Origin of the sequence: Kitasatospora sp. NBC_00240, assembly GCF_026342405.1 — a bacterium.
Taxonomy (GTDB): Bacteria; Actinomycetota; Actinomycetes; order Streptomycetales; family Streptomycetaceae; genus Kitasatospora.
Genome location: NZ_JAPEMU010000002.1, coordinates 95606 through 111581 on the forward strand (window position 1 = coordinate 95606; position 15976 = coordinate 111581).

A 15976-nucleotide genomic window follows, 5' to 3' on the forward strand; every position below is an offset into this window, starting at 1 on the left:
TGGACTAGCAGGTTCTCGGGCTAGTTGCCGAACGCGGACCTGATCGCGCCGAGGGATTCGTGGTTGGCCGCGTCACCCCGCTCGTAGTTCGAGATGTTGTCGTTCAGCAGCGCCAGCATGCTTCCGAGGTCGTTGTAGACCTGGCCGAAGTGGCTGCTCCATTCCGTCATCAGGCGCTGGTACTGGTTGGCCGTGTCACCGGTCCAGCCGGAGGTCAGCGAGCCGAGCACCGACTGGACGCTCACTCGGATCTGCTGGAGCTGCGCCTGGGTGTTCTCGAAGTCGGTCACCGCCGTCCGCATGGAGTTGGTGTCGACGAAGTTGAAGTTTGTGGGCACGAGTACCGCCTCGGTCGCGGGGCGCGGGGTCCGCGCGAGGCGGATACCCCATCCAATGTGTCTGCATGCTAAAAGCTGGACACCACTGACAAACAGGGCCCACAGGCCCAAGGATCTTGAGCTGACGGAGTATCATCTCCAGCCCGGGCGGCCTGCGGGCGCCCCTGTCCCGGGACCGCGCCGGGCGGCTACCGCCCCGGTGCAAACACCCGCGCGGCGGCCTGCGGGTCGAGGACGGGGCCGGTCGGGAGCAGGTCCAGCAGGCTGGCCGGCACCGTCACCATCCCCGCACCCGGCCCCGAGTAGCCAAGGGCTCCGGCGGCTTCGAGAGAGGCCAGCGGGTACTTCACGCCCAGGTCGGTCACGAGGTACGCCTTGGTGGACGTGTCACCGGCGGCCACCGGGGGCTGCGCGAGCATTCCGCTGCCCGGCGCCAACAGGATGGGCCCACCGCTCGGCGTCCGGCCGGCCACACCGTCCCGGCCGCCGGTGCCCGGCTGTGCGAGTGCCACCTCCACCGACTCCACGGCGGCATCCGGCCGAAGGATCATGCGGACACACGGGGTGCGGGGCCGACCCACCACGGGCGGGGTGAGCTCGGGCAGCGCCTGGGGAAGACCGGCGGGGGCGCTCCGCTTGGAGGCCGGTGCCGCGGCAGCGTCGGACGCGCCGACCGGAATCGCGGCCACGGCGCCACCGGGGTAGGCGTCCTTGCTCCTCGGATCCCCCAGCACCAGCGCGGCCTCGATGCCGGACAGCGGGGCGAGGCCGTCGGGAAGCACCAGGAAGTGACTGGTCGAGGTCTCCGACGGGCCGGTCCTGGTCTCCAGCAGCTGACCGATCCGGGTCTTGACGGCTCCGACCTGCGGGCCGGGCTCCCCTCGCTGCGGCACGTCCGGCCCCGTGAGCGCGTCGCCCGGGAGCAGCGCACTCACCCACAGGGCGGAGACCGGCCAGGGTTCGGCGCTCCCGTAGCCCAGCGCGACCAGTGACGCACGGCCGCCGACGGCCAGGCGGCGTCCGTGCCAGGCGAGGTACGTCGAGCCGTCGGGCGTACGGACGAGCAGTGCACTGTCCGCGGCCGGCGGGACCGTGGGGCGGGCGCCCCCGAGGGCCACCTCGTCCCGTACCACCGGCGTCCCGTTCGAGGTGCCGCTCTGGGAGCAGATCAGCCAGTCCTTGCCAACCAGCGACTTCGCGGCGGGGAGGGCGTCCGGCGCGCCGGGAATGCCGATCGACTGGCCGTGCGGGATGCCGTTCAGTGCCTTCGCCGCGACGGAAACGACCTTGGTCTGCGGTCCCAGCACCAGCCGGGCCGAGGCGTAGTTGGCCACCGGGTGCAGGACGTCGTCCAGCAGTACGTAGCGGGTGCCGGTCTCCTTCTCGACGAGCAGGCTTCCCTGCTCCCGCCAGGCCGTCCCTCCTCCTGGGAACAGCAGTCCCCACACGGCGATGCCCGCCACCACCAGGCCGGCCACCAGGATTCCGCCGATTGCCGCGGCGCTGAAGCGCCGCATCGGGGCTTCAGCGGCGTCGGGTTCCCCGCGGGTGAGTGCCGACACCACCCGCCCGAGGACGAACAGGTGCGCGTGAAGCTGGTCCTGCTTGCTCTGCATCGTTCTCTCTCCGAGTCACGGGTTTCCAGGCACCCTGTCGTCGTGTCAGCCGACGAGGTTTCTCACGTAGGCGTACAGCCCGAGCACCTGAAAGAGCAGCGGAGCAGCACTCAGCGCGACCAGCGTCTCGCTCAGGTCGGCCGCGCGGCCCCAGTAGGGCAGCAGGCGACGGCCGGGCAGGGTGCGGGCCGCTACCAGCAGCAGCGCCGCGACCACCAGCAGTCCGCCCAGCTGCGCGGCCAGCCGCTGCTCCAAGGGGAGGGACCGGGCGGCGGTCCCCGCCACCAGCAGCAGGCCGAGGACGGCAGGTACGACCACGGCCAGCCTCTGCCAGGCGCTCAGGAGCACCCGGCTGCGCAGCAGCAGGACGGCGGAGGCCACCAGGCAGAGTGCGGTCGCCGCCCAGCCGGGGGCTTCGGCCAGCCGGGCGAGGCACACGCCGCAGATGGTGCCGAGAGCGCAGAACAGCGCGGTCATGTAGCGGTCGGTGAGGCCGACCTGTTCGAGGAGCGGTCCTGCCGGGACGGGCTCGATGTCCTCCCCGAGGTCGTCGGCGCCGGTCGGCAGGCTGGTGGTGCGCAGGCGGGCGAGTCGGAACGACGCCACCGGTACCCAGGGGCCGAGGAGGAGCGCCACCGACAGCAGCACGGCGGCCGACTGCCCGGCATCGAGTACCCCGGTGAGGGCTGGGATGGCGATCAGGGCCCCGGCGGCGCCGACCATCGCGACTCCGACGAACAGTGGCCGGGCCGAGGCGTTCAGCAGCAGGCAGAGGAAGGCCGCAGTGACGATCGCGGCTCCGGTGCCGAACAGTTGGTAGCCCGACAACTGGATGCCGACTGCGGTGCCGGCCGTCTCGGCAAGGGTGCCGCACAGCCCGGCGTAGGGGATCGCCGCCAGGCCGAGCGCCGTTGCCGCCCCGGGGTCCTTGGTGACTCGGGCGAGCACTCCGGTGGCCACGATCAGCAGCCCGGCCACGACGCCGGCCGCCACGGCCCTGAGTCCGATGGAGCCGGCTGGCAGCAGCGCCAGCCAGCCGCCGGTCAGGGCGGCGAGCATGAAGCCGAGCAGGAGGCGCCGCGTCATGTCCTCCCGCCAGCGGTCCGGCCTGGCCCTGATGCCGACCGAGATGCCGTCCACCAGGTCGTCGAAGTCCATCTCGGGCAGCGCGTCGTCACGGGGCCGCAGAGCGACCATGTCGCCGTCGCGCAGGCCGAGGGCGGCAGGCGCACGGTCCTCGTCCAGCGGGGCCTCGCCGATCCGCTGGAGCACCCAGCCGCCGTGTTCGAGGCCGGCGTCCGCCAGGCCGGGTCCGGCGTGCTTGAGGAGGGCCGGCATCAGGTCGCAGACGGCAACGCCGGCGGGCACGGCGACCTCTGCCTTTCGGCCACCGGGGGCCACGACGACCAGCCGGCACACGTCGCCCGCGGTGACCCCGCTCGCATGTCGTACATCCACTTCCGAACCTCCTGGCGCTTGCGCCACGTACCTGGAGATGGCGGCCCGTCCAACGGGCTGGTGCCCCTCACGGCTACACGGCTGGGGGACCCGAGAGGTTCAAGGAGGCGTGTCCGTTGACCACGGTTGTGTTCCGTCGTCCCCTTCGCAGAACGGGACCGGCGAAGCCTGACGGGGAGATCGCGCTCCAGGAGCCTCCCGTCCTGCCGGAGAAGCAGGGCGGCGGGATGTCCGCGATGATGACCGTCCTACCGATGAGCATCTCCTCGGGCTGCATGATGCTGATGTTCGTCCAGCCCGGGGCGAAGGCGATCAGTTATGTGGCGTCCGGCGCGATGGCGCTGTCCATGCTGATGATGCTGTTCGGCCAGCTCGGCAACTCCGCGGGTGACCGCAAGCGTCGGTTGAAGGGTGCGCGGCGCGACTACCTGCGCTATCTCACGCAGTCGCGTCGGCAGGCCCGGCAGACCGCGCAGCGCCAGCGCGCCGCAGCAGCCTGGTTGCACCCGGACCCGGAGAGCCTGTGGACCGTGGCGATGAGTTCGCGGCTCTGGGAGCGTCGCATGACCCACGACGACTTCGGCGAGGTGCGGATAGGCACTGGTGAGCAGCGGCTCGCCTCCCGTCTCCAGTCGCCGCAGACCAAGCCGGTGGAGGATCTGGAGCCGCTGTGCGCCTCCGCGCTGAGGCGGTTCATCCGTGCGTACGCCATGGTGCCTGATCTGCCGGTGGCGATCTATCTCCGGGCCTTCGCCCGGGTGCTCGTGCGGGGTGACGAGGTGGTGCGGCGCGACATGGTGCGCGCCGTCGTGGCTCAGCTGGCGGCCCTGCACGCGCCGGACAATCTGCTTATCGCGGTGTGTGCGGATGCCGGGCGGCAGGCCGAGTGGGATTGGGTGAAGTGGTTGCCGCACGCGCTGGACGCGGCGGACCACGACGCCGCCGGGCAGGTCCGTCTGATCACCGACAACTACGAGGATCTGGAGCGGCTGCTCGGGGAGGAGTTCGCCGAGCGGGCCCGCTTCGATCCGTCGGCCGCCCCCCGGAAGGGTGAGCCCTATGTCGTGATCATCCTTGACGGGGTGCCCCTGCCGGCCGGTACGCGGATCGCCGAGGCCGGTGTGTGCAGCACCACCGTCCTGGACCTGGCGGATTCCCTGCACTGGAAGGCCGACCGGGTCACCCTGCGGCTGAACGCCACCGCCGATGCCGTCGACATCGTCGACACGGACCGGACGGGGAAGGACGTCACCCGGCCGGTGGGCCGCCCCGACCGGCTGAGTGTCGGCCGGTGCCGGGCGCTGGCCCGGTTGATCGCGCCCTACCGGATGGGTACCTCGGTGGAGTCCGCCGACGCGCTGTCCGCCGACTTCGACCTCGCCACCATGCTCGGGGTGAGCGACGCCCGAACGTTCGACTTCGACCGGTTCTGGGACTCACGACCTCTGCGGGACCGCCTCTGCGTGCCGATCGGCGTGAGCGAGGACGGCACCCCGGTACAGCTGGACATCAAGGAGTCCGCCCAGGGCGGCATGGGCCCGCACGGCATGCTGATCGGCGCGACCGGGTCCGGCAAGAGCGAGCTGCTCCGTACCCTGGTGCTCTCGCTCGCGGCGACGCACTCCTCCGAGGTCCTCAACTTCGTCCTGGTCGACTTCAAGGGCGGTGCGACCTTCGCCGGCCTGGACGGTCTGCCCCACACCGCTGCCCTGATCACCAACCTCGCGGACGAACTCCCCCTGGTCGACCGGATGCAGGACGCGCTGCAGGGCGAGCTGATGCGGCGCCAGGAGTACCTTCGCCGTACCGGGTACAGCTCCCTCTACGACCACGAGAAGGCCCGCCAGCAGGGCGCGACCCTGGACGCCATGCCGACGCTCTTCCTGGTCGTCGACGAGTTCAGCGAACTCCTCAGCATCAAGCGGGAGTTCATGGACCTCTTCGTCATGGTCGGCCGACTCGGCCGAAGCCTGGGAGTGCATCTGCTGCTGGCCTCGCAGCGGCTCGACGAGGGGCGTGTCCACGCGCTGGAGTCGCACCTGTCCTACCGGATCGGCCTGCGGACCTTCTCCGCGGCGGAGAGCCGCAGTGTGCTGGGGGTGGCGGACGCGTACCAGCTGCCCTCGGCGCCGGGCAACGGCTACCTCAAGTCCGACATGAACCTGGCCCGGTTCAAGGCCGCGTACGTGTCGGGGCCCTACCAGGTGCAGGAGCGGCGGCAACCGCAGGCGGTGCTGGAACGCCAGGTCGTGGAGTTCCAGTCGCAGTACCTGCCGCTGGAAGCCACGCAGTCCGTGGCGGCCGAGGCGGCGCCCGAGGTCGGCGAGGCGCCGCGGGAGGAGTCCGCGAGCCTCTTCGAGATCCTGCTCGACAGGCTGCGCAGCATCGGCCCCCCGGCCCGGCAGGTCTGGCTCCCGCCGCTCGCCGCACCCCCGAGCCTGGACCAGGTCATGCCGCCGCTGGCTCCGGACCCGGAGTTCGGGCTGACTCATGCCGACGGGCAGGGCCGGGGCTCCCTGACCGTGTCACTGGGTGTGGTCGACAAGCCGTTCGACGGCGTCCGCGAGCTGTTGACGGTCAACCTGGCGGGCGGCGCGGGACACGTCGGGATCGTGGGGGCGCCCCAGTGCGGCAAGAGCACGCTCGTCCGCACGCTGATCACCGCGCTCGCGCTCGCGCACACCCCGCAGGAAGTGCAGTTCGCGTGCCTGGACTTCGGTGGCGGCACGCTGCGCAGTATCGCCGGCCTGCCGCACGTCTCGGGTATCGCCACCCGGATGGACGCCGACCGGGGTGGGCGGATCCTGGCGGAGATCAGCCAGGTGGTCGCGGCGCGGGAGCAGCGCTTCGCGGAGTTCGGTGTCCAGTCGATGGCGGAGTACCGCAAGCTCCGGCGGGAGGGCCGGGTGCCGGAGGACAAGTGGGGGGACGTGTTCCTCGTCGTCGACGGCTGGTTCACCCTGCGCCAGGAGTTCGAGGCCTGGGAGCCCCTGATCACGGACCTGGCGAACCGCGGGCTGGGGTACGGAATCCATGTGGTGGTGACGGCCTCCCGGTGGTCGGAGATCCGGTCCTCCACCCGTGACCTCCTCGGGACCCGTCTGGAGCTGCACCTGGGCGACAGCATCGAGTCCGAGGTCGGCAGCCGGGCGGCCGCCCGGGTGCCCGCGCTTCCCGGCCGAGGCCTCACCTCCGCGGGTCTCCACTTCCTGGCAGCCCTGCCCAGGATCGACGGCTCGGGCAGCGTGGAGGACCTGTCCGAAGCGAGCGCCGCGCTGGTCGAGGAAGTGGCCCAGTGCTGGAGCGGACCGAGCGCCCCCGGCGTGCGGATGCTGCCCGACACGGTTCCGTTCCAGGTGCTTCCCCCGTCGTACGGCGACCTCGCCGTGCCGCTCGGCCTGGACGAGCACCGCCTTGAGCCGGTCTGGCACGATTTCGGCCAGCACCCGCACCTGATGCTGTTCGGCGACACCGAGTCCGGCAAGACCAATCTGCTGAGGCTGGTCGCGCAGGCCGTCGTCCGCCGATATCCGCCTCAGCAGGCCCGGATCATGGTCGCCGACTACCGGCGCGACCTGTACGACTGGATTCCCGAGCAGACCCAGCTCGGCTACGCCGTCTCCGAGTCGGCGCTCGCCGACATGATCGCGTCCACGGCGAAGACCCTGCGAAGCCGGCTGCCCGGGCCTGACATCACCCCGGACCGCCTGAAACTGCGGGACTGGTGGACCGGCCCCAACCTGTTCATCCTGATCGACGACTACGAACTGGTGGGCGGCGGCATGAACGGGCCGCTGGCTCCCCTGCTCGACCTCCTGCCGCAGGGTGCGGAGATCGGGTTGCACGTCGTGGTGGCCCGGTCCAGCTCCGGCGCGGGCCGCGCAATGATGGACCCCGTCCTTCGCCGCCTGTGGGAACTGGGCACACCCAGCCTGCTGATGTCGTGCAGCAAGGAGGAGGGCGTCTTCGTCGGCGACGCCAAGCCCAGGGTCCTTCCCCCGGGCCGCGCCCAGTTGGTCACCCGCAGGAAGCGGCCGCTGCTGGTGCAGACCGCTTTCGTCACGGCGTCCGACCGGGCGGTTCCTGCGCGGTAGCCCCAACCAGGGGGCGTGTCGAAACGGCCCGCCGGGGAAACCCGGCGGGCCGTCACGCCGTTCATGACCTCTACAGAATCGGATTCGGCTCAGTGCCGACCGTGCGCAGTGTGGCGAGCATCAGTGCCCGGGTGACGGCGACGACTTCGCTGACACGGACCTGTTCCTGCGGACTGTGGGCGAGGCGTACATCGCCGGGGCCGTACTGCAGCGTGGGGATGCCCGCTCCGGAATACAGCCGTAGGTCGCTGCCGTAGGGGGCGCCGCGCTCGGGCGGCCGCGGGCCGCCGGTGGCGTCGGCGTGGGCGGCGCCGAGCAAGGCGGCAAGCGGGTGCCCGGCCGGCAGCCGTCCGCTGGCGAACTGGCCGCCGGGCCACGTCACCGTGGCGGGCCGGGCGCACAGCCACGGGTCCCTCGCGCAGGCTTCGGCCACGCACGCCTCCAGTTCGGTACGTGCCTGGGCCGGATCCTCGCCCAGGCGGACGCCCAGTCTTCCCTCGGCCACCAGGAGGTCGGGCACACTGCTGGCCCAGTCGCCGGCCCGGACGGTGCCGACGGACAGTGGATTAGGGATGGGGTATTCGGACAGGAGCGGGTCGGCACCGGTGTTACGGCGGGCTTCCAGACGGGCAAACGCACGATGGATGGGCAGGTAGGCATCGATGGCACTCACTCCCACGTACCTGGTGCTCCCGTGAGCGGCCAAGCCGGCTACTTCGATGCGGAAGGTCGGGGCTCCGGCATTCGCGGTCATGAGCGCACCACCGGTCGGTTCGGTGATGACGCAGGCGTCACCGGTGTGGCCACGTTCGAGGGTGCCGAACGCCCCGAGCCCTCCGTCCTCCTCGCTGACGACGAAGTGGGCGGACACCCGGCCGTGCAGCCTCGCACCCGCCTTACGTACGGCGGCCAGGGCGGCGAGGACCGCCACCACGCCGGCCTTCGCGTCGCAGGCCCCTCTGGCGTGCACCACCTCTCCGCTGACCCGCGGGCGGAACGGATCACCCTCCCACTGCGCCAGGTCCCCGGGCGGGACGACGTCGACATGGCTCTGGAGAATCAGCGACGGCCCGTCGCCCGGCTGCCGCGTCTCGCCCACCAGGCCCCACGCCTCCGTGCGCGGAGCCTCGCCGCCTGGAAAACGGGGGTGCGCGCGCGCAGCTCCTGCAGGTTCGTGACTCCTCCCCCGGTTGAAGCTGGGGGCTTCTCGCTAGCCCTGGCGGGCGCTGCGACGGACCAGCCCGGCCCGTAGAACGTTGATGGCTCCCACCGTGTCGGCGTGCGCGGTGTGGCCGCATGCCGTGCAGTGGAACTTCTCCTGTGTGGGCCGGTTCTCCTTGGCGGTGTGCCCGCATTCGGGGCAGCGTCGGGAGGTGTTGCGGGGGTCCACGGCGATCACTTCCCGACCGGCGCTTTCAGCCTTGCTGGTGAGGATCGTGAGGAACACCCCCCAACCGGCATCCATGATCCAGCGGTTGAGTCCGGCCTTCGCCGCCGCCCCGTTGGGCAGGAAGGAGCCCGGCGTCGCGGGGTCGGGCCTGGGTGCGGGGGTCTTGCTCATGTTTCGGATCTTGAGGTCTTCGTGCGCGATGACGTCGTGTGCACGCACCAGGGTGAGGGCGGTCTTGTGGGCGTGGTCGAGCCGCCGGCGTCGCACCTTGCGGTGCAGATCTCCGACCTTGGCCACGGCCTTCCTTCGCCGGTTGCTGTGCCGCTTGCACCGGGACACGGCCCGCTGCGCGGCTTCGAGCTTGGCGGCGGCGGTGCGGGCGTGGCGCGGGTTGGGCACGAAATCGCCGCCCGAGTCGGCGAGGAAGTTGGCTATGCCCAGGTCGATGCCGACCATGCTGCCGGTCGCGGGCAGCGGCTCGGGCTGATCCTGCTCGGTGGTGAGCACGACGAACCACTGACGGCCCTCGCGCTTCACCGAGACGGTCTTGACCCTGCCGGCCACCGGCCGGTGCTGATTGACCTTGACGTGCCCCACGCCCTGGAACCGCACCCGTGTCTGCGGATCATGCGGAGTGGCATCCCACCGGCAGCCGTCCCCGTCCTTCGGGAACTCCACCGTGTCGAACCAGCTCTGCCCGCGAAAACGCGGGTAGCCAGGCGTCTCGCCGGACTTGACCCGCCGGAAGAACGCCGCGAATGCCTTGTCCAGGCGGCGCAGCGTCGCCTGCTGCGAGCTGAACGACCAGCGGCCCTGACGCTCCGGGTCGAACGCCCGGATCTCCTTGAGCTGCGCCGACTGCATCCCGTACTTGACCGAGGTCTTCGACGGGTGACGGTAGGCGTCACGCCGTTCCTGTAACGCCCCGTTGTACAGCGAGCAGTGGTCCCGCAGCATCTCGCCGAGCGCCTGCGTCTGACCCACGGTGGGCCGCATGAGAAACTTGTACGCACGAATCATCCGCCCACCCCCTCGGTCGATGCGCTCAACATAGCGGAGGGCACTGACAACGCAGAGGACTCCGGCACTGCGCACCTCCGTTCCAGGGATCGCATTCCCGCCCGGCCTGAAGGCCGGGATTCCCTGCGAAGATCAAAGGATGGGCATCGAGGTCCAGCCGCTCCAGGTGCCGGGCCAGGACGTGCTGCAGATCGGACTCCGCCGCGCTCCCCGTCAGGCTGGGAACAGTGAGAAGTTCCGGCAGATCGCGGGCGATGGCCGCTTCGTCCACCGCGGCCAGGGCGGAGCTTCCACATTGCTCAGGTGTGCCGTCAACGAAACACAGCTCCCAACGGGTGACATCAGGAAAAGCCGGAGACTTCGGTTGCGGCGGCACCGCAGATAATCGCCGTTTGCTGCTGTCCACCGCTGTTCTCTTGCAGTGTTTCCGGGCGGCCCGGTGCGCCCCTTTTCAGGGTGGCCACCGATCGGGTGACGCGGCGCCAGTCGTGCAGAACGCGAACCAGTAGGGCCCTTGTGGTGTCGAGAGGTTTTCACACCTCGACTCAGCACCCCAAGGGCCCCGTGGGTCACCTGTCCCGTGCGCTCCCCGCACGGGGAGTAGCAGCCTTGCAGAGGCTCAGTGGCCGGCCCAGCGCCCGGAGGAGACCAGCGTCGTCCACTTGCCGTTCTCGACCTTGTACAGCGAGATGGACTGGTTGTAGTTGTCCCCGAACTTGTCGAACGAGACCTCTCCGGTGACGCCGAAGAAGGTGACCTCCTGCAGAGCGGACGTCACGGCTTTCCGCAGGTCCTGGTCGGGGAGCGCGCCGTCGTTCTTGGTCACCACGCTCCCGACGGCCAGCATCAGTGCCCAGGCCGAGTCGTAGGCGTAGGGGCCGAAGGGCCCGTGCGGCACGGTGTAGCTGGCCGCGGTGTACGCGTCCACGTAGGCGTAGGCGGACGCGAGGTTGTCGATCGCGATGCCGGCGGAGGTGGCGAGGGTCCCTTCGGCTGCTTTCGCCCCCGCCAGGTGCAGGTACTCCTCGCTGTGCATGGCGTCGCCCCCTGCCACGGGTATCCGTACTCCGGCCGCTGCCAGCTGGGCGGTGAGCCGTCCGGCCTCCGGTGACTCTCCGCCGTAGTAGACCAGTTGGGCTTTGGAGGACTTGATCTGCTCGACCAGCGTGGTGAAGTCGGTGGCCCCCGGCTCCACGGTCTTGCGAAGCAGCACCGTGCCACCGGTGTACTCGAACTCGCCGGCGAACTCGTCCGCCAGGCTCTTCCCGTAGGCCTTCGTGTCACTGATCACGGCGGCGTTCGCCACCTGCATGCTCTGGCGTAGGAGGTCCGCGAGATAGGGGCCCTGGATCGCGTCGGTGGTGACGGTGCGGAAGTAGGTTCCGTAGGGACGGTTCTTCCCCTTGCCGCGGTAGTCAGGGCCCCAGGTGAGCGCTGGCAGGGTGTTGGACGGAGAGACCTGTGCTAGGCCGGCCTCCGCGAGTACCGGGCTCATCTCCAGGGCAACCGACGAGCTGTAGGGGCCGACAACGCCGAGCACGGCGGGATTCGCGGCGAGGGCCGCCGCGTTGGCCTTCGCACGGGCGGGGTCTCCGGCGTCGTCCCTGGGGTCGAGTTCGAACCGGACTCCTGGTACCAGGTGCTTCTCGTTCGCCTTGGCGACGGCCAGCTCGATGGAGTTCTTGATGCTGAGGCCGGCCTCGGCGAGGTCACCTGACAGCGGGGCGTCAAGTCCGATGGTGACTGTCTTGGTCGGGTGCGGGTCGTCACCGAACACGGAGCAACCGGTCAGCAGGACCGAGACTGCGGCGAGCACGGACAGGCGACGCACGGCACCGAAGCTGCGGTGGCCGCGACCGGGACGGCTGGACTGTTCCGGACGATTGGGCTGATGACCGAGCGGCATGGCAGTGACTCTCCCCAATGAGATACGGCCGGTGGCTGCGCGGAGGTTCGCGAGCGCACCGACGCATGGGAGGGAACGCCAGACCTACCGCATTTCGGTTGTTGTCCGGTCGGCCGCCACCAGGTAGGGAGCGGCCGCGGGGTGCTCGGGTTCACAGTGCGGTCCGCGGTCTGCGGCCGACCGGTTCGGTCGGCCGCAGACCGCAGTGGTTCACCCGGAGGGCCGGGCTCGCACGGATCAGTCGGTATCCGAACCATCTTCCGTGCCGACGGCCGCCTTGCGGATCGCCTCGACCCTGGACCGGACGCAGAACCAGCCGACGATCAGGCCCACAACGACCAGGGGAAGTGCCAGGATGGTGATGCGGCCCGGCCCCTCGTCGAACCACATGAGAACCAGGACCCCGACGAGGAACAGGATGGTGACGATCTCGGTGTAGGGCGACCCCGGCAGCCGGTAGCCCGGGCGAGTGGCAAGGCCGGCCTTTGCCTTACGCCAGAACAGCAGGTGGCAGATCATGATCATCGACCAGGTGCTGAGAACGCCGATGGCGGCGAAGTTCAGGACGATCTCGAAGGCCTGGCCCGGAACCACGTAGTTGAGGCCCACGCCCAGGACACAGATCGACGTGGTGAGCAGAATGCCGCCGTACGGGACCTGGGTCCTGCTCATCGCTGCGGTGAACTTCGGCGCCGAGCCGGCCATCGCCATCGAGCGCAGGATCCGGCCGGTGGAGTACAGGCCGGAGTTGAGGCTCGACAGCGCCGCGGTCATGACGACGAGGTTCATCACGCCGTCGCCTCCCGGAATCCCCACGTGGGACAGGACGGTGACGAAGGGGCTCTCGGACGCCGAGTAAGCACCCGAGGGCATCAGCATCACGAGCAGGATGACCGAGCCGACGTAGAACAGCGCGACCCGCCACATGATCGAGTTGATCGCCTTGGGGATCAGCTTCTCCGGGTTGCTGGTCTCACCCGCGGTCACACCGACCATCTCGACGCCCGCGTAGGCGAAGACGACGCCCTGGACGATCAGGAGCATCGGAAGCATGCCGTGCGGGAAGATACCGCCGCCCTCGGTGATCAGGGAAGGACCGGGTATGTGATCGTCGATCGGCTGCCGGGTCGCCAGCAGGTAGATCCCGATACACATGAAGAGGAGCAGTGCGCCGACCTTGACGATCGCGAACCAGAACTCCATCTCGCCGAAGATCTTCACGGAGATCAGGTTCACGGCCAGCACGACGGCAAGCGCAATGAGCGCGATCACCCACTGCGGGGTCGTGGTGAACATGTGCCAGAAGTGCGTGTAGGTCGCGACCGCGGTGATGTCCGCGATGCCGGTGGTCGCCCAGTTCAGGACGTACATCCAGCCCGCGACGAAGGCGCCCTTCTCCCCCATGAACTCGCGCGCGTAGGAGACGAACGCCCCCGAGGACGGGCGGTGGAGGACGAGCTCACCCAGAGCCCGCACCACGAGGAACGCGAAGACGCCGCAGACCGTGTAAGCCACGGCGAGGGAGGGCCCCGCGCTGGCGAGCCGCCCTCCGGCTCCGAGGAAGAGCCCGGTGCCGATCGCCCCACCTATCGCGATCATGCTGACATGGCGGGGCTTGAGGGACTTGCTGTACCCGACGTCACCGGCATCCACATGGGTGGGCACTGAGGGGTGCTGCTGTTCGGTGTCTTGCCGGAAGGCCTGCTGACTCACGCTATGTCTCCGCAATGGGTGCATGGCTCCTGCGGCCACACCGCAGGATGATGGGGATCTCACTGTGGGTGAGATATCTGGCCGGTGCCGGCCACGGCCGGGCGGGAATTTCGAAATGCCGGATCAGGAAGTCACCGGCCCGCTCGGGCATGGGCACGGAATCGCTGCGAAGCCCGGCTCACCTGCAGAGCGGACAATCCTGCCGCACGGGATCGAGTCGGTGCCTCGCCAGTGTGATGGGGGCTCTCAGGGACCTTCCCTTAGAAGGAAACCGGCAAGACGAACGGGCGACCCACCACCTCATCGGACGGGACGCCCTGCCCTGCTCTCGGTAATTACTTCGAGGAAGTCGATGACCGGAATTTTTCAGTGCCTTGCGACCGGCCCGCTCGACGCCCAGCGACCGGACTTTAGTCCATTTTCAGAGATCATCAATAGAGCCCCCGGGCCCAACTCCCCGGGACCGCAGACCCGGATGCCTTCCACGACTGCCCCGGACCGGGCGGACCGAGCAGGGCACAGGGCACCCCGGGGCAGGCGCGCCCGATCGTCCGGTGACGATGGGGCCGGCCTCAGCCCTCTGCGTCGGACTCCCGCCCCGAGCCATGACCGGCATCCGTCGTCGGCCCGGTCACCGATTCGCCCGAAAGGGAATTGAATCCGAAATTCGGGTTGACGAGATAAAAGCCATCGTCCTCACCTTCCCGATCTGGAACGGGCATTCCTCGGCGCAGCCTGACCTCCTCGCTGGCCCCAAGAATGAGCGATCGATCGATACCGCCTTCGAAGGCGACCTCCTTCTCGTGATTGATATAGAAGGGGTAGTCGTCGCCGTAGGTCAGCGCGGCATCGATGCCCTTCCCCGGCGCATCGATCTCGTAGTCGTGCCCCGTGACATGCCGCAAGCCCTGCCAACGGCTGGTACTCACCCATTGCGAGGGGGTGGAGGCACTGAAAGAAATATGGTCCATCAGCGCGTGGGTACCGGCAGGATTCCGCGGCTGGAAACCTTCCTCGAAGATGAGGTCAGGATCCCTCGCATCAGCCCTGTAGAGCAGGTCATCGTCATCACGCTGAACGTACTGGTGATCGAGACCTTGGCCGCCGGGAAGCCCCGGCCGGGAGGCGACACCCAGGTGCTCCGCCAGCGCCCTGGCATGTTCCGGCCCCTTCTGATGAAGCGCATGAGCTATCCGCTGCTGCTTCTCCTCCTGGACGGCGCGTTCCCGTCTGGTGGCGGGGTCCGTACCGAGAAGGATCGGGGCGGGCGCAAAGCCGTCCATCTGGGAGAGCAGTTGCAGGTAATAGCTCTCGGGTAGCTTCCCCAGCGTGTGCCGGATGCTGTCCATCGAAGGGTGGCCGGATGCATCGTCATCCCCCCGCCGACGCTCTGCGCCCAGCTCCCCGAACGGGGTGGTGGTACCCAAGGGTTCGACCCAGTCCGGGACCGCCTCGGACGGCTCGAACCGCCCCCCGCCGTCGGCTCCCGGCAGCCGCGCCACCAGCGCCGCCAGACCCTCCGGCACCTTCCCCGCCCGCACCCCGCCGTGCCGACCGGCCAACGCCCCCACCACACCCTGCGCGAACGCCTCCGGCGCGTCCGTCACCGGCGCACCCTGCACCGCCCCCAACCCCACACCCGTCACCACACCCGACAACCCCTGCAACCCCATCCGAGCCGGCAGACTCCCCGTCCACACCGGCGCGAACAGCACCTCCCCACCCACCGGCGCCGACCGCCCCGCCCCGACCAACGCACCCCGCACCGCGACCTCCCCCCTCGCCGCCACCGCCCCCACACCCAGACCCACCAGACCCGCCAAAGCCCCCATCCCACCCGACATGAACAACTCCCCCACATCGAAGCGCCCACCGTGACCCCGCGCCAACACAAGCCCCTGCGACAACCCGTCCGCCGACATCATGAACAACGCACCCGCACCCGCCGCCGCCACAGCCCGCACCAACCACACCCCCACCCGCGCCAACAACTCCTGCGCGAACGCCTCCACCGCCGCCAACCACCCCAACGACGCACCACCCGTCAACGGCGCCACCGCCACCGCCCACCCGATCGACGCCGCCAACCACGCAGCAATCACCAAAACCTGGTACTTCGCCTTCTCCACCTGCGCAGCACTCTCCCGCACCCCACCCGCAACACTCCGCGCCGCATCCACGAACGCCCCGATCCCCGAATCCCGAAACACCCGCTCCATCAACGCGTCATGCGCCTGACGCGCATCCCCCTCCCAACCCCGCACACCCACCGACTGCCACACCAAAGCCCGCCCCAGACCCTCCGCATCCACAACAACCCGCTCATACACACCCGCCAACCCCCGCAGAACATCCTCATCCGCCGAAGGCCACACCCCCACCACATACTTCGCAACCACCCGCAACTCCAGCGGAAGATCAAGCGACACCCCACACCCCAC

The 15976-nt window shown here is 69.5% G+C and carries 8 protein-coding genes and 2 pseudogenes; 1 reads left to right on the top strand and 9 read right to left on the bottom strand.

Translation table 11 applies throughout. The features are described from left to right. Positions 1–20 precede the first annotated feature (20 nt). The 3 genes from OG689_RS40335 to eccD all read right to left on the bottom strand — a co-directional run bounded on the left by OG689_RS40335 (position 21) and on the right by eccD (position 3412). Positions 21–338 carry a WXG100 family type VII secretion target gene (locus tag OG689_RS40335; RefSeq protein WP_266327972.1) on the bottom strand — a complete coding sequence of 106 codons (318 nt, stop codon included), beginning with the start codon at positions 336–338 and terminating at the stop codon, positions 21–23. Positions 339–526: 188 nt separating this feature from the next. Next, entirely contained in the window at positions 527–1954 is a 1428-nt protein-coding gene (eccB, locus tag OG689_RS40340) for a type VII secretion protein EccB (RefSeq protein WP_266327974.1), read from the bottom strand. Between the two features lie 45 nt (positions 1955–1999). Further along, entirely contained in the window at positions 2000–3412 is a 1413-nt protein-coding gene (gene eccD, locus OG689_RS40345; protein ID WP_266327976.1) for a type VII secretion integral membrane protein EccD, read from the bottom strand. A 116-nt stretch (positions 3413–3528) separates the two neighbouring features. Between eccD and eccCa the strand changes: the two genes are divergently transcribed. After that, entirely contained in the window at positions 3529–7506 is a 3978-nt protein-coding gene (eccCa, locus tag OG689_RS40350) for a type VII secretion protein EccCa (RefSeq protein WP_266327978.1), read from the top strand. A 70-nt stretch (positions 7507–7576) separates the two neighbouring features. Here the strand turns inward: eccCa and OG689_RS40355 are convergent. From OG689_RS40355 to OG689_RS40380, 6 genes and pseudogenes are all read right to left on the bottom strand, one after another. After that, positions 7577–8668, bottom strand: a pseudogene (locus tag OG689_RS40355) (M20/M25/M40 family metallo-hydrolase); the annotation flags it as partial. 48 nt (positions 8669–8716) lie between these two features. Continuing rightward, positions 8717–9916, bottom strand: a complete 1200-nt coding sequence (locus OG689_RS40360) for a transposase (protein WP_266327980.1) — start codon at positions 9914–9916, stop codon at positions 8717–8719. A 145-nt stretch (positions 9917–10061) separates the two neighbouring features. Further along, positions 10062–10241: pseudogene (locus tag OG689_RS40365) on the bottom strand (peptidase M20); the annotation flags it as partial. Between the two features lie 294 nt (positions 10242–10535). After that, positions 10536–11747: a branched-chain amino acid ABC transporter substrate-binding protein gene (locus OG689_RS40370; protein WP_266327982.1), complete on the bottom strand. Its 1212-nt coding sequence runs from the start codon at positions 11745–11747 to the stop codon at positions 10536–10538. 312 nt (positions 11748–12059) lie between these two features. Further along, entirely contained in the window at positions 12060–13535 is a 1476-nt protein-coding gene (locus tag OG689_RS40375) for an amino acid permease (RefSeq protein ID WP_266327984.1), read from the bottom strand. Positions 13536–14107: 572 nt separating this feature from the next. Further along, complete coding sequence (locus OG689_RS40380) at positions 14108–15964, bottom strand: hypothetical protein (RefSeq protein WP_266327986.1); 1857 nt, start codon at positions 15962–15964, stop codon at positions 14108–14110. Positions 15965–15976 lie beyond the last annotated feature (12 nt).